Source organism: Streptacidiphilus sp. PB12-B1b (genome assembly GCF_014084125.1).
Lineage (GTDB): Bacteria > Actinomycetota > Actinomycetes > Streptomycetales > Streptomycetaceae > Streptacidiphilus.
Map to the genome: position 1 here is coordinate 6,474,659 of NZ_CP048405.1, position 19,336 is coordinate 6,493,994.

Here is a 19,336-nt window from a genome sequence, read left to right on the forward strand (position 1 = left end):
CCTAGTCCTCCCCGAGGATCTGCGGCACGCGGAAGCGCTGCTCCTCCACGGCCGGGGCTCCGGCGAGGGCCTCTGCGGGCGTGAGCGAAGGGCGGACCACGTCCGCGCGCATGACGTTGGTCAGCGGCAGCGGGTGCGAGGTCGGCGGTACGTCATCGGCGGCGATCTCGCTGACGCGGGCGACCGCGTCCACGATCGCGTTGAGCTGCTCGGCGAAGTGGTCCAGCTCGTCGGCCTTCAACTCCAGCCGCGACAGCCGGGCGAGGTGGGCGACCTCCTCGCGCGTAATGCCAGGCATGCAGCGATCCCATCCGGGTGAGTTTCACGTGTCGACGCCAGTGTATTGACAACGGCGCGACCCCCATCCTACGGAGGCGGGGCGGGGGCCTGCACCGGCCTTTCGCCCGGGGCGGCGTCCAGCGCGGGCGCGGAGGCGTTGCGGATCCGCAGCCAGGCGGTCGCCTGGTCGGCCGGGAGGGCGGCGGAGACCAGCCAGCCCTGCACCGCGTCGCAGCCCATGTCGTGCAGCCGCTCCCAGGTCTGGTCGTCCTCGACGCCCTCGGCGACCACGGTCAGGCCCAGCGAGTGCGCCAGCTGGACCGAGCACAGCACGACGGCGGCGTCGTGGTCGTCGGCGACCATCCTGCTGACGAACGAGCGGTCGATCTTCAGCTCGCCGACCGGCAGCCGGCGCAGCCGCACGAGCGAGGAGTAGCCGGTGCCGAAGTCGTCCAGGGACATGCCGACGCCGTGCCGGCGCAGCTCCTCCAGGGTCGCGGCGGCCAGCTGGCCGTCCTCCAGCAGCAGCCGCTCGGTGATCTCCAGTTGCAGGGCCGCCGGGGGGACGCCGTGCCGGGCGAGGCGGTCGGCGACGGAGCCGGCGAAGCCCTGCCGGAGCACGTCGCGCGGCGAGACGTTCACGGCGACCTGCACGGTCATGCCCTCGGCCCGCCAGCCGGCCAGCTGCGCCACCGCGGCGTCCAGCACGTAGTCGGTGAGCTGCGGCATCAGCCCGGTGGACTCGGCCAGGCCGACGAACTCCTCCGGGCTGACCGGGCCGCGGCCGACCCGGTCCCAGCGGACCAGGGCCTCCAGCCCGACGACATGGCCGTCGAAGGCGACCTTGGGCTGGTAGTGGATCTTCACGTCGCCGTTGTCCAGGGCCCGGCGCAGGTCGGCCAGCAGGCCCAGCCGCTCCGGCGTGTCGGCGTCCTGCTCCGGCTGGTACATCTCGATGCCGCTGCGGCTGCGCTGGGCGTGGGCCATGGCGATGTCGGCCCGGCGCAGCAGCGTCTCGGCGTCGGCGGCGTGGTCCGGCGAGACGGCCAGCCCGGCGCTGGACTCCAGCACCAGCTGGATGCCGTCGAGGAAGACCGGCGCGGCCAGTTCGGCGGCGAGCCGGCGGGCGGTGCCGAGGACGTCGGCGTCACCGCCCGCGCCGGGCAGCAGCACGGCGAACTCGTCGCCGCTGATCCGGGCGACGACCGCGCCGGGCGTCTGGACGGCGCGGCGCAGCCGGATGCCGACCTGGACCAGCAGCCGGTCGCCGGCCGCGTGGCCGAGGGTGTCGTTGAGCGAGCGGAAGCGGTCGAGGTCGAACAGGACCAGCGCGACCCGGTGCAGGGCGGCGGCGTGGTGCGTCCCGGGCAGGTGCGGGGTGCGGTGCGGGTGCTGGTCGGCGGCGATGGCCTCGCGGGCGGCCCGCAGCAGGGCGCTGCGGTTGGCCAGCCCGGTCAGCGCGTCGGTCTCCTGGTCGCGCATCCGCTCGCGGGCCAGGCGCCAGGCCGCGTACAGCACCGTCAGCGGGACGGCGAACAGCGGCAGCAGTTGCGGCGCGTGCCGCAGGGTGAGCACCACCAGCGGCACGAGCAGCGCCGCCCCGGCCGTCAGCGCGCCGACGAACACTGCGGCCCTGGCCGTCTGCCCAGCCCGGTCGGACGGGCCGGCGGCATGGCCGGACCTCGAGGTGCGATCCATGAAGTGGTCCTCTTGCTTCCCCGCGCACCCGCTGCGGACGGGCTGCTTCAAGCCTAAGTGCCCGTCTGTGCAGAGGACATGAAATTGGACGGTACGTAACCCAGTGGTGTCCTTGCCGCCGGTTCGCGGTACCGGATTGCACCGCATTGAGCATTTTGCCTTTGCGTTAAGTCATTTGACGAGCAATCAGTCATTCCTCGGCGACCGGCGCGGCGATCGGCGCGGCGACCGACCGGGCGGCCTCCGGGCCGTCGGCGAGGAGCACCGCGAATCCGGCGTCGTCGAGCACCGGCAGCTTCAGCTGGACCGCCTTGTCGTACTTCGAGCCGGGGTTGTCGCCGGCCACCACGAAGTCCGTCTTCTTCGAGACCGAACCGGTGACCTTGGCGCCGAGCGCCTGGAGCGCCTCCTTGGCGCCGTCGCGGGTGTAGTCGGCGAGGGTGCCGGTGACCACCACCACCAGCCCCTCCAGCGGGCGCGGACCCTGCTCCTCCTGGCCGCCCTCCTCGACGAAGCGGACGCCGGCCGCGCGCCACTTCTCGATGATGTCGCGGTGCCAGTCCTCGGCGAACCACTGCGTCACCGCCGCGGCGATGCCCGGGCCGACGCCCTCGGTGGCGGCCAGCTCCTCCTCGCTGGCGGCGGCGATCCGGTCCAGGTCCCGGAACTCCCGCGCCAGCGCGGCCGCCGCCACCGGGCCGACGTGGCGGATGGACAGCCCGGCGATGATCCGGGCCAGCGGGCGCTGCTTGGCCGCCTCCAGGTTCTCCAGCAGCGCGAGGGCGGTCTTCCTGGGCTCGCCCTTGAGGTTGGCGAAGAACGTGACGACCTTCTCCTCGCCGGTCTCCGGGTCGCGTTTGGGCAGGCCGGTGTCCATGTCGCGGACGACGGACTTGATCGGCAGCAGCTGCTCGATGGTGAGGTCGAACAGGTCGCCCTCGTCCAGCAGCGGCGGCTCGGCGGGCTCCAGCGGCTGGGTGAGCGCGGTGGCCGCGACATAGCCGAGAGCCTCGACGTCCAGGCACTTGCGCCCGGCCAGGTAGAAGATCCGCTCGCGCAGCTGCGCCGGGCAGGAGCGGGCGTTGGGGCAGCGCAGGTCGATGTCGCCCTCGGCCATCGGGCGCAGCTCGCTGCCGCAGTCCGGGCAGTTGGCGGGCATCACGAAGGCGCGCTCGGTGCCGTCGCGGAGGTCCACCACCGGCCCGAGGATCTCCGGGATGATCTCCCCGGCCTTGCGCAGCACGACGGTGTCGCCGATCAGCACGCCCTTGGACTTGACCACGTCCTGGTTGTGCAGGGTGGCGTACTCCACCACCGACCCGGCCACCAGCACCGGCTCCATCACCGCGTACGGGGTGCAGCGGCCGGTGCGGCCGACGTTGACGCGGATGTCGAGGAGCTTGGTGTTGACCTCCTCCGGCGGGTACTTCCAGGCGATGGCCCAGCGCGGCGCGCGGGAGGTGGCCCCGAGCCGCCCCTGCAGGGCGATCTCGTCCACCTTGACCACGACGCCGTCGATCTCGTGCTCGACGGAGTGCCGTCGGTCGCCGTAGCGGGCGATGAACTCCTTGACCTCGGCCAGGGAGGAGACGACCGCGTTGTGCCGGGCGGTCGGCAGCCCCCAGGCGTGCAGCAGCTCGTAGGCGTGCGACTGGCAGTCGATGTCGAACCCGCGGCGCGCGCCGATGCCGTGCACGATCATGTGCAGCGGCCGGGAGGCGGTGATCCGCGGGTCCTTCTGCCGCAGCGAGCCCGAGGCGGAGTTGCGGGGGTTGGCGTACGGGTCCTCCCCGGCGGCCACGCGGGCGGCGTTGAGCTCCTCGAACGCCTCGATCGGGAAGTAGATCTCGCCGCGCACCTCGACCAGCTCGGGCACGGCGTGCCCCCCGTCGTCGCTGAGCCGGTCCGGGATCTCGGCGATGGTGCGGACGTTGGCGGTGATGTCCTCGCCGGTGCGGCCGTCGCCCCGGGTGGCGGCGCGGACCAACCGGCCGTTCTCGTAGGTGAGGTTGACGGCCAGGCCGTCGATCTTCAGCTCGCACAGGAAGTGGTACGCCCGCCCGGCCAGCTCCCGCTCGACCCGCTCGGCCCAGCCGTCCAACTGCTCGTCGGTGAAGGCGTTGTCCAGGCTGAGCAGCCGCTCCAGGTGGGTGACCTCGGCGAAGTCGTTGGAGTAGGAGCCGCCGACCTTCTGGGTCGGGGAGTCGGGGGTGCGCAGCTCCGGTCTGCGCTCCTCGATCTCCTCCAGCTCACGCATCAGCGCGTCGAACGCGGCGTCGCTGACCACCGGCGCCTCGTTGACGTAGTAGCGGAAGCGGTGGTCCTCGATCTCCTGTGACAGCTCCGCGTGCCGCACCCGGTCGTCTGCCTCCGCAGGTACGTCGGCCACCACTCGGTCCTCCTCGATCGCTGCCATCAGTGCTCCCCCCTGACTACTCCGGGTTGTCCGCCAGGCTCTGCGCGGCGATGACGCTGTGTGACAGCGCCTGCCGGGCGTAGGCCGGGGAGGCGCCCGCCAGACCGCAGCTGGGCGTCACCACGACGTGCCGTGCCAGCAGAGCCGGGTCCAGCCCCAGCCTGCGCCACAACGTCCTGACACCGCTGACACTACCGGCCGGGTCCGACAACGCCGGTCCTACCGAGGGCACGACACCGGCGAGCAGGACGGTGCCCTCCTCCACCGCCTCGCCGATGGCGTCGTCGTCACGCTCCGTCAGCAGGGCGGCATCCAGGGAGACGGCCGCCGCGCCCGCGCGGCGCAGCAGCCCGATCGGGACCTGCGGGGCGCAGCAGTGCACCACCACCGGCACGTCCAGGGCCTGGACCAGGCCGCGCAGCCGCTCCTCGGCGACCTGGCGGTCGATCGCGCGCAGCCGCTGCCAGCCGCTGGCGGTGGGGACCTGCCCGGCCAGCACCATCGGCAGCGAGGGTTCGTCCAGTTGCAGCAGCGGCTGTGCGCCGGGCACGCGGCGGCGCAGCTCGGCGAGGTGCAGGCGCAGGCCCTCGGCGAGCGAGGCGGTGAGGTCGCGGACCGCGCCCGGGTCGGCCAGGGCCTTCTCGCCGCGGTGCAGCTCGACCGAGGCGGCGAGCGTCCACGGGCCGACGGCCTGGACCTTGAGCGGGCCGGTCCAGCCCTGGGTGAACTCCTCCAGGGCGTCGAGGTCCTCGCCGAGCCAGGAGCGGGCGCGGCGGGTGTCGCGGCCCGGACGGTCGCCGAAGCGCCAGCCGGACGGCTCGACCCGGGCGAACAGCTCGACCAGCAGGCCCAGGCTGCGGCCGGTCATGTCGGCGCCCGGCCCGCGGGCGGGCAGCTCGGCCAGGTGCGGCAGCGCCCCCAGCGAGCCGGTGACGGTCTTCGCGGCCTCCCGGGCGTCCGTCCCCGGCATCGACCCGACACCGGTCGCGCCCGGACCGTCCAACTGCGGAAACGTACTCGTAGCGGTCACGACCGCAGCGTACGGGACCGGGCCCGCGCGCCCCAGCCGGGCGGGGGCCCGGCGCGGGCTCAGCGGCCCGGGCGGACCGTCAGGTCGGTGATCTCCGCGTCGCGCGGCAGGTCGAGCGCGGTCAGCACGGCGGCGGCCACCGACTCCGGGGCGATGTAGGCGTCCGCGTCGTACGCCAGGCCCTCCTGCGAGCGGACCCGCTGCTGCATGGCGGTGGCGGTGCGCCCGGGGTAGACGCTGGTGACCCGCACCCCGTTGCCGTGCTCCTCCCCGCGCAGCGCGTCGGCCAGCGCCCGCAGCCCGTGCTTGGAGGCCGCGTACGGGCCCCACTCGGGGTGCGCGGCCAGACCGGAGCCGGAGTTGACGAAGACCACCTGCCCGCGCGAGACCCGCAGCGTCGGCAGGAACAGCCGGGTCAGCTCGGCCGGGGCGATCAGGTTGACTGCCAGCGTCTCGTTCCACACCTTGGTGGTGAGGTCCCCGACGGTGCCCAGCTGGACGACCCCGGCGATGTGCAGCAGCGAGTCCAGCTCGACCGGCTGCGTCTGCTGGCCCAGCGCCCAGGAGAGCCGGTCCGGCGTGCCCAGGTCGCCGATCAGCGTGTTGCTCCCGGGGAACCGCTCGCGCAGCTGCGCGGCCCGCTTGGCGTCCCTGGCCAGCAGCCACAGCTGCTCGCCGCGCTCCGCCAGCCGCTCGGCGACGGCCGCGCCGATGCCCGAGCCGGCTCCGGTGATCAGATGTGTACCCATGGGTTCAGCAGTATCACGATCCCGGCTGTCCGTGTTCGGCCACCTGCGGGTGGTGCTGCGGCTGTGCGACGACGCCTTCGCCGGGACGGTCCACCGGGCGCTGCGGGCCTCCTGCCCGGGGCCGGGGGCTCAGCCGGAGCAGCCCTCCAGGTAGGCCAGGGCCTGCGCGCCGTCCGCCGCGAACCGCACCAGCTCGTCCATGGCGACCGGCAGGAAGCCCTCGCTCTCCATCCGCCGCAGCTGGGTGCGCAGCCCGTCGTAGAAGCCGTCGGTGTCCAGGAAGACGATCGGCTTGTCGTGCTGGCCGTGCTTCTTCAGCTCGACCACCTCGGTGGCCTCGTCCAGCGTGCCGAAGCCGCCGACCAGGACCACCACCGCGTCGGCGCGGGCCAGCAGCAGCGCCTTGCGGGCGGCCAGGTCCTCGGTCATCACCAGCTCGTCCGCGTGCTGGTAGCTGCGGTGGGCGAGCATGCCGACGTTGATGCCGACCAGCCGGGCCCCGGCTGCCTTGGCCTCGTCGGCGACCGCGCCCATCAGCCCGGCGTGGGAGCCGCCCCAGACCAGGGTGTGGCCGTGCTCGCCGAGGAGCCGGGCGAACTCCCGGGCGGGCTTGGTGTAGCGCTCGTCGAGGTCGTTGGCAGAGCAGAAGACGGTGATGTGCACAGGATCCCCCCGGGGTCGGTCGGCGGCCCGGTCAGCCGGTCATGGCCGGGCGGGCGGTGGTGGCGATGGTGGCCGAGCCGACCACCCGGGTGCCGTCGTAGAGCACCACGGCCTGGCCGGGGGCGATCCCCCGGGCGGCCTCGGCCAGCTCGACCCGCAGCTCGCCGTCGACCACCTCGGCGGTGACCGGCACCGGCTCGCCGTGGGCGCGCAGCTGCGCGCTGTACGCGCCGGGCCCGACCGGGGCCGGGCCGCACCAGCGCGGCCGGACGCCGGTGAGCGCGCTGACGTCCAGCGCCTCGACCGGTCCGACCGTGACCCGGTTGTCGACCGGCGAGATGTCCAGGACGTAGCGCGGCTTGCCGTCGGCGGCCGGGTGGCCGATCCGCAGGCCCTTGCGCTGGCCGATGGTGAAGCCGTACGCGCCGCTGTGCTCGCCGAGGCGGACGCCGTCGACGTCGACGATCTCGCCGGAGCGGGTGCCCAGCCGCTGCTCCAGGAAGCCCTGGGTGTCGCCGTCGGCGATGAAGCAGATGTCGTGGCTGTCGGGCTTCTGGGCGACGGCCAGGCCGCGCCGTTCGGCCTCGGCGCGGACCAGCTCCTTGGGGGTGTCGCCGAGCGGGAAGACGGCGTGCGCCAACTGCTCGGCGTCCAGCACGCCCAGCACGTACGACTGGTCCTTGGCCGGGTCCACCGCGCGGTGCAGCTCGCGGGCGCCGTCCGGGCCGGCGAGGATCCGGGCGTAGTGGCCGGTGCAGACCGCGTCGAAGCCCAGCGCGACGGCCTTGTCCAGCAGCGCCGCGAACTTGATCTTCTCGTTGCAGCGCAGGCAGGGGTTGGGGGTGCGTCCGGCGGCGTACTCGGCGACGAAGTCGTCGATGACGTCCTCGCGGAAGCGCTCGGCGAGGTCCCAGACGTAGAAGGGGATGCCGATCACGTCGGCGGCCCGGCGGGCGTCGCGGGAGTCCTCCAGCGTGCAGCAGCCGCGCGCGCCGGTGCGGAAGGACTGCGGGTTGCTGGACAGCGCCAGGTGCACGCCGGTCACCTCGTGGCCGGCCTCCGCCACCCGGGCGGCGGCGACGGCCGAGTCCACGCCGCCGGACATGGCGGCCAGGACGCGCAGCCGCCCGCCGCCGAGGGAGGTGGAGGTTGCGTCAGGGGCCCCAGGAAAGTCATTCATGATGCGTCCAGGGTACGTGCCGTGCGGGCGTGGTCCGGGTGCGCGCGGCGGTCAGCGCCGGGCGGCGGCGGCGCCGGCCATCCGGGCCCGCTCCACGACCGGGCCGATCGCCTCCAGCAGGGCGGCGACGTCGGCGCCGGTGGAGGTGTGGCCCAGCGAGAACCGCAGCGAGGCCCGGGCGAGCGCCGGCTCCACGCCCATGGCCAGCAGCACATGGCTGGGCTGCGGGACGCCGGCCGAGCAGGCGGAGCCGGTGGAGCACTCGATGCCGCGGGCGTCGAGCAGCATCAGCAGCGCGTCGCCCTCGCAGCCGGGGAAGGAGAAGTGCGCCCCGGCGGGCAGCCGGCCGCCCGGCTCGGTGCCCGGGTCGCCGTTGAACACCGCGTCCGGGACGGCCGCCAGCACACCGGCCACCAGGGTGTCCCGCAGCGCGGCGACCCGGGGGGCGTACTCGGGGCGGCGCTGCACGGCGATCTCGGCGGCGGCGGCGAACCCGGCGGCGGCCGGGACGTCCAAGGTGCCGGAGCGCACGTCGCGCTCCTGCCCGCCGCCGTGCAGCAGCGGCACCGGGGCGGCCGCGCGGGAGAGCACCAGCGCGCCGATGCCGTACGGGCCGCCGATCTTGTGGCCGGTGACGGTGAGCGCGTCCAGGCCGGAGTCGGCGAAGGAGAGCGGCAGCTGGCCGAAGGCCTGCACCGCGTCGGCGTGTATGGGGATGCCGAACTCCCGGGCGATGGCCGAGAGTTCGAGGATCGGCTGGACGGTGCCGACCTCGTTGTTGGCCCACATCACGGTGATCAGCGCGATGTCGTCCGGGTTCGCGGCGACGGCGTCGCGCAGCGCCTCGGGGTGGACCCGGCCGAGGCGGTCCACCGGCAGCCAGTCGATCCGGGCGCCCTCGTGCCGCTCCAGCCACTCGACGGCGTCCAGCACCGCGTGGTGCTCGACCGGGCTGCACAGGATCCGCACCCGGGCCGGGTCGGCGTCGCGGCGGGCCCAGTACAGGCCCTTGACGGCGAGGTTGTCCGACTCGGTGCCGCCGCCGGTGAGCACCACCTCGCTGGGGCGCGCGCCGAGGGCCTGGGCCAGGGTCTCGCGGGACTCCTCGATGACGCGGCGGGCGCGGCGGCCGGCGGCGTGCAGGGAGGAGGCGTTGCCGGTGCCGCCCAGGTGCGCGGTCATGGCGAGGACCGCTTCGGGCAGCATCGGTGTGGTGGCCGCGTGGTCGAGATAGGGCATGGCGGGACCAAGTGTAGAGGGCACCGGTGCCCGCGCCGACCGCGGCCGGACGGCAGCCGCCGGGCCTGCGCGGCGAGCCGCAGCCGCCGCCCGCGTTGCATCCTGCGCAACGGCTGCCTAAGCTCCCTGCACACCCGAAGTCCGCGCCCGGAGCCGCACCCGACGCTCGGACGACTCCGCAGGGGAGCGGTTATGGCACAGACAGTGGACAGGGCCCTGGTGATCCTGGCCTCCCTGGCCGAGGGGCCGGCCTCGCTGGAGCAGGCCGCCAACCGGATCGGGGTGCACAAGTCGACCGCGCTGCGGCTGCTGCGGACGCTGGAGGAGCACGGCTTCGTGCACCGCCAGTCGGACTACCGCTACCGCCTCGGCGGCAAGCTGTTCTCGCTGGCGCAGCTGGCGCTGGAGAGCATCGACGTCCGGGTGGTCGCCGCCCCCCATCTGGCCGATCTGAACGAGCGCTGCGGGCACACCGTCCACCTGGCCGTGTACGAGGACGGCGAGGTGACCTACGTGGACAAGCTGGAGAGCCGCTACCCGGTGCGGATGTACTCCCGGATCGGCAAGCGCGCGCCGCTGACCGCCTCCGCCGTGGGCAAGGTGCTGCTGGCGGACCTGGCCGAGGCGCGCCGTCGGGAGGTGGTGGAGGCGCTGGAGTTCCCCGCCTACACCGCGCGCTCGCTGCGCACCCCGGGCGATCTGCTGACCGAGCTGGAGCTGGTCCGCAAGCAGGGCTGGGCGGTGGACCGGGGCGAGTACGAGGAGACGGTGAACTGCGTGGCGGTGCCGATCCGGGGGGTGGACGGCCGCACCATCGCCGCCTGCTCGATCTCGACGCCGACGGTGGTGGCCCCGCTGGCCTCGCTGCGCCGGCTGGTCCCGGAGCTGCTGCGCACGGCCGAGGCGGTCTCGCAGGAGTACGGCGGCCGGGCGGACGCCTGAGCGCCCACCGGAAATCCGGACGCCCGCCGGGGTCGGACGCGAGCCCGGGTCAGGCGTCCTCCGGTCCACTGGAGGCGCTGCCGCGGTGCCAGGCCCGGGGCGCCCGCCACTCGTAGCGCAGCGCCAGCATCCGTACGGCGAAGGCGACCAGGGCGGCGGCGGTGCCGGTGACGGCGCCGAGGCTGTGGGCGGCGATGAGCAGCGCCGTGATGGTGCCGCCGACCAGCGCGGGCACGGCGTACAGCGCGCGGTCCCAGCGCAGCAGCGAGGGCGGCAGCTCGCCGACGAGCAGGTCGCGGATGACGCCGCCGCCGGCCGCGGTGACCATGCCCAGGACCACGGCGGCGACCGAGCCCAGGCCGTAGTCGTGGGCCTTGGCGGTGCCGGTGACGCAGAAGAGTCCCAGGCCCAGCGCGTCCAGGGTCTGCACGGCGTTGTTGATCCGGGCGACCTCGGGGTGCAGGAAGAAGACCACCAGGGCGGCGACGAGCGGGGTGAAGAAATACCCCCGGTTCTCGAACGCGGCGGGCGGCACCGCCCCGATGATGAGGTCGCGGAGCAGCCCGCCGCCCAGCGCGGTGGCCTCGGCGAGCACGGCGATGCCGAAGATGTCGAGGTTCTTCCGGACGGCCAGCAGACCGCCGGACAGTGCGAAGACGAAGATGCCGATGAGGTCGAGGGTCTGCTGCACGTCGGCCGAGAAGAGTCGTGAGGTGGTCACAGCCCAGTTGTATCGGCTTCCCGAGTACGGAAGTCGTCGCCGCCCCGGAGAATGAATGTGGCCATTCAATCGCCCGCGTAGTTGACGATTCACGCTCCGGAAACACCCGCCGTCTCACGCCTCAGACGCGAATGTAAAGAACTCGTAAAATGCACCACTGCACGGGGTGCTCGGATAAACCACACTAAAACGGACATAATGCCGTTGGTCCATAGCTGTGCGTCATCCATGAAGGTGGCCGATCTCGCTACATATCGGACATTCGATCATAACGTAGCGATCTCGCATGATCTCATTCTGGTCTCAGCAGGGGGCTGGCTCTTGAGGAGCGAAAATCGGCATGCGTAGAGTCCCCTATCACCGCGCCGCGATACGAACATCTGAACTGAGATCCGGGGATGTCTGCACGATGACCAAGCAACCCCAGCCGACGGGCTCCAACGGCGACACGACGACCTTGACGCCCGACCCGGCTGACTCGTCGCAGGGTCCCGAACCCGTGGCTGCAGCTGCCATCTCCGGCCGCTCGCCCGCCCTGCTGGCCTGGACGCGACTGAAGCGCGACCGCGCCTCCATGATCGCGTTCGTGGTGGCCGTGCTCTTCATCGCCGCCGCCATCGCCGCGCCGCTGCTGTCGAAGGTGGAGGGCTGGGGCCCGATCACCCCCGACCTGAAGGCGATCAACCCCGACACGGGCAACTTCCCGATCGGCTCCCTCGGCGGGATGAGCGGGCACCACTGGCTCGGCGTCGAGCCGGGCACCGGCTACGACGTGTTCTCGCGGCTGTTCTACGGCCTGCGGACGTCGCTGATCGTGTCGATCCTGGCCGCCACCATCTCCACGGTGCTCGGGGTCGTGATCGGTCTGGCCGCCGGCTACTTCGGCGGCAAGATCGACACCTTCCTCAACTGGGTGATGAACGTCTTCCTGGCGTTCCCGCAGCTGCTGTTCATCATCGCGGTGACCCCGGTGATCACCAACGCCTTCACCACCAACACCCACGGTGGCACCAGCGAGACGCTGCAGCTGGGCGCGATCATCTTCATCATCTCGATCTTCGCCTGGGCCTACACCGCCCGACTGGTGCGCGGCCAGGTCCTCTCGCTGCGCGAGCGCGAGTTCGTGGACGCGGCCAAGATCATGGGCGCGGGCTGGGGCCACATCCTGTTCAAGCAGCTGCTGCCGAACCTGTGGGCGCCCATCCTGATCTCCTTCGCGCTGGCGGTGCCGACCAACATCGCCACCGAGGCCGCGCTGTCCTTCCTGGGCGTGGGTGTCGTCCCGCCCAACCCCGACCTGGGCGGGATGCTCAACGCCGCCACCCAGTACTACCTGTACGACCCCACGTACATGGCCGTGCCCGGCGTCGCGCTCGTGCTCGTCGTGCTGTCGATGAACCTCTTCGGCGACGGCGTGCGTGACGCGCTGGACCCGCGAGCCGGCCGGAACTGAGACTTCCGCACCACCTGCCCGTCCCCGGACCGGCGGACCAGGCGCGGGGCAACCAAGAAGACCAAGAGGAGACCCATTCATGATGCGCAAGACGCGCACGGTCACCATGACCGCGATAGCGATTTCTGTCGCCTTGGGTGCCACCGCCTGTGGCGGAGGATCCAGCAGCAGCTCAGGTGCGGTCAGCAAGGGCGGGACGCTCGTCTACTACACGCCCAGCGACTTCGACCACCTCGACTCCGGCCGCACCTACACCACCCAGGGCCAGAACATCGGGCGCGAGATCTACCGCACCCTGACCGGGTGGACGCAGAGCGCCAGCTCCCCCAACGCCAAGCCCACCCTCACCGGTGACCTGGCAACCAACACCGGTGTCTCCAGCAACGGCGCCAAGACCTGGACCTTCACCCTGCGTTCGGGCATCAAGTGGCAGGACGGCACGCCGGTCACCTCCGCCGACGTCAAGTACGGCGTCGAGCGCACCTTCGACCCGGACCTGTCCGGCGGCCCGACCTACGCGCAGCAGTGGCTGGCCAACGACAAGGGCTACAAGGGCCCGACCAAGAGCGGCGACCTGGCGTCCATCCAGACCCCCAACGCCAGCACCATCGTCTTCCAGCTGAACCAGCCGGTCAGCGACTTCAACGAGGCCACCGCGATGGGCACCTTCGCGGCGGTTCCGAAGGCCCACGACACGGGTGCGACCTACGACACCCACGTGTACTCGGACGGCCCGTACGAGGTGAAGTCCTACACCCAGAACAAGGAGCTCATCCTTGTCAAGAACCCGGAGTGGAGCCAGGCGACCGACCCGCTCCGGAACCAGAATGTCGACGAGATCGACATCAAGATGGGCATGGACCAGGCGGCCATCGACCAGCTGATGAAGGCGGACGGCCCCGACGCCGAGAACGCCGTCATCGAGGACCCGATCGCGGGCACCGACCTGAACTCGTTCGTCAACGACCCGACCCTCAAGTCGCGTCTGCACGCCATCCCGGCGCCGGGCACCAACTACCTGGCGATGAACACCACCACGATCAAGAACCTCGCGGTCCGTCAGGCCATCGAGTACGCGATCAACAAGGAGACCATCCGCGGTGCCTTCGGTGGTTCGGCCTACGGCCAGTACGCCACCGTCTTCCTGCCGCCGGGCACCGACGGCCGCCAGGACAGCGCCGCCCCGTACGGCACCAACCCGGCCGGCGACCCGGCCAAGGCCAAGGCGCTGCTGGCGCAGGCCGGCGTCAAGAACCTGACGCTGTCCCTCGCCGTCGAGGCCACCCCGACCCAGGCCAAGGTCGGCTCCGCGATCGCGGACGCCCTGGCGCAGGTCGGCATCACGGTCAACATCAAGCAGATCGACCGCGCGACCTACTTCAACACGGTCGGCAACACGTCCAACAAGTACGACCTGATCTGGGGCGACTGGATCGCCGACTGGCCCAACGCCAGCACCATCCTGCCGCCGCTGTTCGACGGCCGTCAGATCCAGCCGCAGGGCAACCAGGTCTTCTCGCAGCTGCAGGACCCGGCCGCCGAGAAGCAGATGGACGCGATCGACGCCATGGCCGACCCGGCCCAGGCCGACGCCGCCTGGGGCGCGCTGGACGTCCAGCTGCTCCAGAAGGACGCCGCGGTCGTCCCGCTGGTCTACATGACCTTCTACGAGCTGCAGGGCAAGAACGTCGGCGGTCTGACCAACGACAGCGAGCTCGCCGAGATGAACCTCGCGCACGTCTACCTGAAGAAGTAGCAGCAGCAAGCACCACCCCGCTCCGGTCGGCGACGGCGACACCGCCGCCGACCGGAGCCCACATCCGTATCGTCACTCCGCGCGCAGGTCATACCCGGCCGCCCGAAGCGAGAGGGAGGCGGGCCCGACCACGGTCGGGTCCACGCACCACATGACTCGTTACCTCATTCGACGCCTCTTGAGCGCTTTCACCATCATCGTGGTCGTGAGCATCGTCACCTTCTTCATCTTCTTCGCGGTGCCGGCCAGCCCTGCGGTACTGGCCTGCGGCAAGGCGTGCACCCCTGACCGCATCGTGCAGATCAAGCACTCCCTGGGCCTCGACCACAGCGTCGTGGTGCAGTACGCGGACTTCATCAAGGGCATCTTCGCCGGGCGCACCTTCGGCGACGGGCCGCTCGCGGTCCCCTGCCACGCACCCTGCCTGGGCATCTCCTTCCACGACGACTCCAACGTCCTGGACACCCTGATGAACCGGCTCCCGGCCGACGTCTCGCTGGCCGCCGGCTCCGCCGTGATCTTCCTGATCACCGGCGTGGGCCTGGGCATCGCCGCCGCCGTCCGCAAGGGCAAGGGCGTGGACAAGTTCGCGGTCGGCTTCGCGCTGTTCGGCATCTCGCTGCCGATCTACTTCACCGCGCTGGTGCTGCAGTTCTTCTTCGTGGACAAGTGGCAGCTGCTGCCCTCCCCGAACTACACGCCGATCACCCAGGACCCGGGCCAGTGGTTCGAAGGACTGCTGCTCCCCTGGGCCTCGCTGGTCATCGGCTACCTCGCCTACTACACCCGGCTCACCCGCTCCAACATGCTGGAGACCATGGGAGAGGACTTCGTCCGCACCGCGCGGGCCAAGGGCCTGTCCCAGCGGAGCGTGATCTTCAAGCACGCGCTGCGCGCCGCGATCACGCCCATCGTCACCATCTTCGGCATGGACTTCGGCGCCCTCGTCGGCGGTGCCGCGGTCATCACCGAGTCGGTCTTCGGCATCCCCGGCATCGGAGCGCTCGCGGTCCAGTCGGTCGAGAACTCCGACCTGCCTGTCATCATGGCCACCACGCTCTTCGCCGCCGTGGCCGTCGTACTCGCCAATGTCGTCGTCGACGTCGTCTACGGCATCATCGACCCCCGCGTCCGCCTCGCCTGACCGATCTGCCAAGCCAGAACAGCCGAGCCTGAACCAACCGGCGCGGGTCGGCGATCCCGACCCCCCGTCGACTTAGGAAGTACCAGTGGCCCTCGAACTCTCGACGCAGACTGTGCCCGTCAACCCACCCTCCTCCTTCCTGGAGGTCAGGGACCTGCGCGTGCACTTCCCCACCGAGGACGGCCTCGTCAAGTCGGTCGACGGGGTGTCGTTCGCCCTGGAGAAGGGCAAGACGCTCGGCATCGTCGGCGAGTCCGGCTCCGGCAAGTCCGTCACCAGCCTGGCCCTGCTCGGCCTCCACAAGGGCACCCGGGCCAAGGTCTCCGGCGAGATCTGGGTGGACAACGACGAGCTGGTCGCCCTGACCGAGCAGCAGATGCGTCCGCTGCGCGGCAACAAGGTCTCGATGATCTTCCAGGACCCGCTCTCCGCGCTGCACCCCTTCTTCACCGTGGGCTCGCAGATCGCCGAGGCGTACCGGGTGCACCACAAGGTGACCAAGAAGGAAGCCCACATCCGCGCCGTGGACATGCTCCAGCGCGTGGGCATCCCGCAGCCGGACAAGCGCGCCAAGAGCTACCCGCACGAGTTCTCCGGCGGTATGCGCCAGCGCGCCATGATCGCCATGTCCCTGGTCTGCGACCCCGAGCTGCTGATCGCCGACGAGCCCACCACCGCCCTGGACGTCACCGTCCAGGCCCAGATCCTGGACCTGATCCGGGACCTGCAGCAGGAGTTCGGCTCGGCCGTCATCATCATCACCCACGACCTGGGCGTGGTCGCCGAGATCGCCGACGACATCCTGGTCATGTACGGCGGCCGCCGGATCGAGTACGGCAGCGTCCGGGACGTCCTCAAGGCCCCCGAGCACCCGTACACCTGGGGCCTGCTGCAGTCCATGCCGCACCTGGGCGGCGACGTCAACGTCCGGCTGAACCCGATCGCCGGCTCCCCGCCGAGCCTGATCAACCTGCCCAGCGGCTGCGCCTTCCACCCGCGCTGCGAGTACCGCGACCGGGTGCCGGACGACCGCTGCGTCACCGAGCGGCCGGAGCTGCTGCCCGTGCCGGGCACGGACAAGCACATCGCGGCCTGCCACCTCGACGGAGACAGCAAGATCGAGATCCGCAGCGCAGCCGACCGGCTCGCCAAGTGACGGCCGCGGACGAACAGGAGCATGGCGTGAGCACCACCAACACCGTCCCCGCCCCGCGCGACGGGGCGGCCCCCGCAGCGGACGGCGACGCACTGCTGGAGGTCAAGAACCTCCAGATGCACTTCCCGATCCGGCAGGGCATCGTCTGGCAGCGCCAGGTCGGCGCCGTCCGGGCCGTGGACGGCCTGGACTTCTCGGTCAGGGCGGGCGAGTCGCTCGGCCTGGTCGGCGAGTCCGGCTGCGGCAAGTCGACCACCGGCCGCCTGGTCACCCGGCTGCTGGAGCCGACCGACGGCACCATCCGCTTCGACGGCGAGGACATCACCCACAAGCGGGTGTCGTCCATGCGCGAGGCGCGGCAGAACCTCCAGATGATCTTCCAGGACCCGTACTCCTCGCTGAACCCGAGGCACACGGTCGGGACCATCATCGAGACCCCGATGAAGCTCAACGGGATCAACCCCGAGCAGGGCCACAAGAAGCGGGCCCAGGAGCTGCTGGAGATCGTCGGCCTCAGCCCCGAGCACTACAACCGCTACCCGAACGAGTTCTCCGGCGGCCAGCGCCAGCGCATCGGCATCGCCCGCGCGCTCGCGCTCAAGCCCAAGCTGATCGTCGCGGACGAGCCGGTCTCGGCCCTGGACGTCTCCATCCAGGCCCAGGTCGTCAACCTGCTGCAGGACCTGCAGCGGGAGTTCAACCTGGCCTTCGTGTTCATCGCCCACGACCTCGCGGTGGTCCGCCACTTCTCCGAGCGGGTCGCGGTGATGTACCTCGGCAAGATCGTCGAGATCGCCGACCGGGAGACGCTCTACCTGCGCCCGCAGCACCCGTACACCCACGCGCTGCTCTCCGCCGTGCCCGAGGCCGACCCGGACAGCGAGTCCCGCCGCGAGCGGATCCGGCTCACCGGCGACGTGCCGAGCCCGATCAACCCGCCCTCCGGCTGCCGCTTCCGCACCCGCTGCTGGAAGGCGCAGGACATCTGCGCCAGCCAGGAGCCGCCGCTGGTGCAGCTGGGCGACTCGGTCGACGGCCACCAGGCCGCCTGCCACTTCCCCGAGGTCCGGCAGGTCGTCGCGCCGGAGTCCTGAGCCCCGACCGGCCCCCGGTACACCGACGGCGCGCCGGGCCCGTTCCTCCCGACTGCGGGAGGACGCGGGCCCGGCGCGCCGTCTTTCTGCCGCCCGCCGTCTTTCTGCTGCGCGGGTCCGGCGCCGCAGCCGCGCTCGGCGCCCCGCCCTGCCGGGCGTCAGCGCAGCGGCTGCGGGTAGCCGTAGCCGGGGCGGCCGACGGCCTCGCTGTCGTAGAAGGGCACCGCCCGCACCCGCAGCCACAGCGCCACCGGGTCGTACGGGTCGGACATCGCCACCGTGGACACCGCCACCCCCTCCGGGGCGGTCGGCAGCGCCTGCTCCATCATCAGCCGCACCGACTCCACCGCCGCCGGACCGGCGTCGTACAGCTCCAGGCCGATCACCAGGTACGGCTCGCCCCAGGCCGGGCGCACCCAGGCCCTGCGCAGCGTGCGCACCGCCGGGGCGCCGTGCGCGGCCTGCTCCAGCGCGGCGTAGAAGGCGTCCGCGGCCACCCCCGCGTCGGTGATCTGCAGCGGACCGGCCGGCAGCCGGTCCAGGCCGCCGGCGACCCGGCGCAGGTCCGCCCAGGGCACGCCGACACCGCCGCCGGGCTGGTGCGGGTTCAGCCACAGCCCCCAGCGCTCCCGGTACAGCGAGGCGGCGACCTCGCGGCCGGGGGTCAGCTGGTGCGCCCGGGTCCAGCCGCTGGCGGAGAGCTGCTCGGCGGAGGTCACGCACGGCGCGTAGCCGAAGCCGCCGACCTCCATGTTCCCGTACTGGGCGTCCGGACGGCCCGGCTCGCCGTACCAGAGCAGCATCCACACGTGGCCCTCGGCGAGGGCGCGCAGCAGCTCCTCGTACGCCTCGTAGCGCCCCGGGGCAACGCCCCGCAGGGCCTGCTCGACGGCGCGACCGTCACCTGCCTGGACCACGTGCTGTGCCGCCCTCTCCCCCGGTGTCCTGCCCTGCCCGTCCCGCCGTGCCGCCCGTGCCGCCCGTCCCGCCGTGCCCGCGCGGTGACCGCCTGCCCGGCGCCGCCGGAGAACGGCTCAGCCTATCCCGCTAGCCCCTGGCGTAGAACGGCTGTACGGCGCTCAGCATCCAGTCGACCAGCGGGTCGCGGACGGCGTCCAGCAGCACGATGCCGACCTCCCAGGGCAGCGGCACCGCGCCCAGGGCGCGGCCCAGGGCCAGCGTCGCCGCCTGCTGGTCCTCCGGCTCGCAGCGGGCCAGCTCGACGCCGACGTACAGCTTCTCCTGGTCGGCCTCGACCTGCACCAGGGCGCGGCGCGCGGTCAGCACCACCGGGGTGGCGGTGAGTTCGCCGATCGCCGCGACCAGGAACTCCACCGGGTCCTCGTGCGGCCCGGGCACGCGCAGCCCCAGTCGGCTGGCCGTGCCGCCGCGGACCTCCGGGCTGCGCAGCTCCGGGACGCCGGCGGCGGGGATGGGGATGCCCACCGCGCCCTCCGGGTTGACCACGATGCCCACGCCCAGCGGCATGCCCTCGGCCAGCTCCGGCACCGGCGCGACCGCGAACGGCAGGTCCCCGGCGATCAGCCGGAACTGCTCCTCGGAGCTGAACACCGGCACGAACGGCTGCCCGGCCAGCTCGGTCGTCGGCAGGTCCAGGGTCGCGCCGTCCCGGGTCGGGCCGCCCGGCAGCGGCAGCCACACATGGCTGCGCCGCAGCACCTCCACCACCCGGGGGGTGGCGCCGGGGTCGCCGACGGCGGCGGTGAGCACCCGCTCCAACTCGTTGGCGGGCCAGCCGCCCGCGCCGTTCTGCGCCGGAATCCCCGGGTGCTGCATGGTCCTACCACCGTTCTGC

Annotated in this window: 17 protein-coding genes and 1 pseudogene; 7 read left to right on the top strand and 11 right to left on the bottom strand. The window is 72.1% G+C overall.

The window, feature by feature from the left end; genetic code table 11:
* Window position 1 precedes the first annotated feature (1 nt).
* The 5 genes and pseudogenes from gatC to GXW83_RS28125 all read right to left on the bottom strand — a co-directional run bounded on the left by gatC (window position 2) and on the right by GXW83_RS28125 (window position 6,172).
* A complete protein-coding gene (gene gatC, locus GXW83_RS28105; protein WP_182445849.1) occupies window positions 2-298 on the bottom strand; it encodes an Asp-tRNA(Asn)/Glu-tRNA(Gln) amidotransferase subunit GatC in 297 nt (98 codons plus the stop codon).
* A 68-nt stretch (window positions 299-366) separates the two neighbouring features.
* Window positions 367-1,917: pseudogene (locus GXW83_RS28110) on the bottom strand (putative bifunctional diguanylate cyclase/phosphodiesterase); the annotation flags it as partial.
* A gap of 250 nt (window positions 1,918-2,167) precedes the next feature.
* A complete protein-coding gene (gene ligA, locus GXW83_RS28115) occupies window positions 2,168-4,393 on the bottom strand; it encodes an NAD-dependent DNA ligase LigA (RefSeq protein WP_182445851.1) in 2,226 nt (741 codons plus the stop codon).
* Between the two features lie 16 nt (window positions 4,394-4,409).
* Window positions 4,410-5,363 carry a methionine synthase gene (locus GXW83_RS28120; protein ID WP_182447607.1) on the bottom strand — a complete coding sequence of 318 codons (954 nt, stop codon included), beginning with the start codon at window positions 5,361-5,363 and terminating at the stop codon, window positions 4,410-4,412.
* Between the two features lie 119 nt (window positions 5,364-5,482).
* Window positions 5,483-6,172 carry an SDR family oxidoreductase gene (locus GXW83_RS28125; protein ID WP_182445852.1) on the bottom strand — a complete coding sequence of 230 codons (690 nt, stop codon included), beginning with the start codon at window positions 6,170-6,172 and terminating at the stop codon, window positions 5,483-5,485.
* Between GXW83_RS28125 and GXW83_RS28130 the strand changes: the two genes are divergently transcribed.
* Window positions 6,171-6,326 (top strand): hypothetical protein, encoded by a 156-nt coding sequence (locus tag GXW83_RS28130; RefSeq protein ID WP_182445853.1) that lies wholly within the window; start codon window positions 6,171-6,173, stop codon window positions 6,324-6,326. The two genes, GXW83_RS28125 and GXW83_RS28130, sit on opposite strands and share 2 nt — an antisense overlap.
* Here GXW83_RS28130 and GXW83_RS28135 read toward each other — a convergent pair.
* The 3 genes from GXW83_RS28135 to GXW83_RS28145 are packed head-to-tail and all read right to left on the bottom strand — an operon-like array spanning window position 6,302 to window position 9,254.
* Window positions 6,302-6,835, bottom strand: coding sequence for a TIGR00730 family Rossman fold protein (locus tag GXW83_RS28135; RefSeq protein WP_182445854.1), 534 nt, complete (start codon window positions 6,833-6,835; stop codon window positions 6,302-6,304). The genes GXW83_RS28130 and GXW83_RS28135 overlap by 25 nt on opposite strands.
* A gap of 31 nt (window positions 6,836-6,866) precedes the next feature.
* Entirely contained in the window at window positions 6,867-8,015 is a 1,149-nt protein-coding gene (gene mnmA / locus GXW83_RS28140; protein WP_182445855.1) for a tRNA 2-thiouridine(34) synthase MnmA, read from the bottom strand.
* A 51-nt stretch (window positions 8,016-8,066) separates the two neighbouring features.
* Window positions 8,067-9,254 carry a cysteine desulfurase family protein gene (locus GXW83_RS28145; protein WP_182445856.1) on the bottom strand — a complete coding sequence of 396 codons (1,188 nt, stop codon included), beginning with the start codon at window positions 9,252-9,254 and terminating at the stop codon, window positions 8,067-8,069.
* 192 nt (window positions 9,255-9,446) lie between these two features.
* Between GXW83_RS28145 and GXW83_RS28150 the strand changes: the two genes are divergently transcribed.
* Entirely contained in the window at window positions 9,447-10,196 is a 750-nt protein-coding gene (locus GXW83_RS28150) for an IclR family transcriptional regulator (protein WP_182445857.1), read from the top strand.
* Between the two features lie 49 nt (window positions 10,197-10,245).
* Here GXW83_RS28150 and GXW83_RS28155 read toward each other — a convergent pair whose 3' ends face one another.
* The gene (locus GXW83_RS28155) at window positions 10,246-10,917 is read right to left on the bottom strand and encodes a trimeric intracellular cation channel family protein (protein ID WP_182445858.1); all 672 of its coding nucleotides are present in this window, start codon (window positions 10,915-10,917) and stop codon (window positions 10,246-10,248) included.
* Between the two features lie 409 nt (window positions 10,918-11,326).
* On the opposite strand from GXW83_RS28155, the gene GXW83_RS28160 reads away from it, so the two are divergent.
* The 5 genes from GXW83_RS28160 (at window position 11,327) to GXW83_RS28180 (ending at window position 17,520) form a co-directional block, all read left to right on the top strand.
* On the top strand, window positions 11,327-12,370 hold the full coding sequence (locus tag GXW83_RS28160) for an ABC transporter permease (protein ID WP_182445859.1): 1,044 nt from the start codon (window positions 11,327-11,329) through the stop codon (window positions 12,368-12,370).
* A 79-nt stretch (window positions 12,371-12,449) separates the two neighbouring features.
* The gene (locus GXW83_RS28165) at window positions 12,450-14,126 is read left to right on the top strand and encodes an ABC transporter substrate-binding protein (RefSeq protein WP_182445860.1); all 1,677 of its coding nucleotides are present in this window, start codon (window positions 12,450-12,452) and stop codon (window positions 14,124-14,126) included.
* A gap of 151 nt (window positions 14,127-14,277) precedes the next feature.
* Window positions 14,278-15,270 carry an ABC transporter permease gene (locus GXW83_RS28170; protein WP_182445861.1) on the top strand — a complete coding sequence of 331 codons (993 nt, stop codon included), beginning with the start codon at window positions 14,278-14,280 and terminating at the stop codon, window positions 15,268-15,270.
* An 85-nt stretch (window positions 15,271-15,355) separates the two neighbouring features.
* Window positions 15,356-16,426: an ABC transporter ATP-binding protein gene (locus GXW83_RS28175; protein ID WP_182445862.1), complete on the top strand. Its 1,071-nt coding sequence runs from the start codon at window positions 15,356-15,358 to the stop codon at window positions 16,424-16,426.
* Window positions 16,427-16,452: 26 nt separating this feature from the next.
* Window positions 16,453-17,520 (top strand): ABC transporter ATP-binding protein, encoded by a 1,068-nt coding sequence (locus tag GXW83_RS28180; protein WP_225447294.1) that lies wholly within the window; start codon window positions 16,453-16,455, stop codon window positions 17,518-17,520.
* A gap of 158 nt (window positions 17,521-17,678) precedes the next feature.
* Here the strand turns inward: GXW83_RS28180 and GXW83_RS28185 are convergent, their stop codons facing one another.
* Window positions 17,679-18,437 (bottom strand): enhanced serine sensitivity protein SseB C-terminal domain-containing protein, encoded by a 759-nt coding sequence (locus tag GXW83_RS28185; RefSeq protein WP_225447295.1) that lies wholly within the window; start codon window positions 18,435-18,437, stop codon window positions 17,679-17,681.
* A 130-nt stretch (window positions 18,438-18,567) separates the two neighbouring features.
* On the bottom strand, window positions 18,568-19,317 hold the full coding sequence (locus tag GXW83_RS28190) for an enhanced serine sensitivity protein SseB C-terminal domain-containing protein (RefSeq protein ID WP_182445864.1): 750 nt from the start codon (window positions 19,315-19,317) through the stop codon (window positions 18,568-18,570).
* Window positions 19,318-19,336 lie beyond the last annotated feature (19 nt).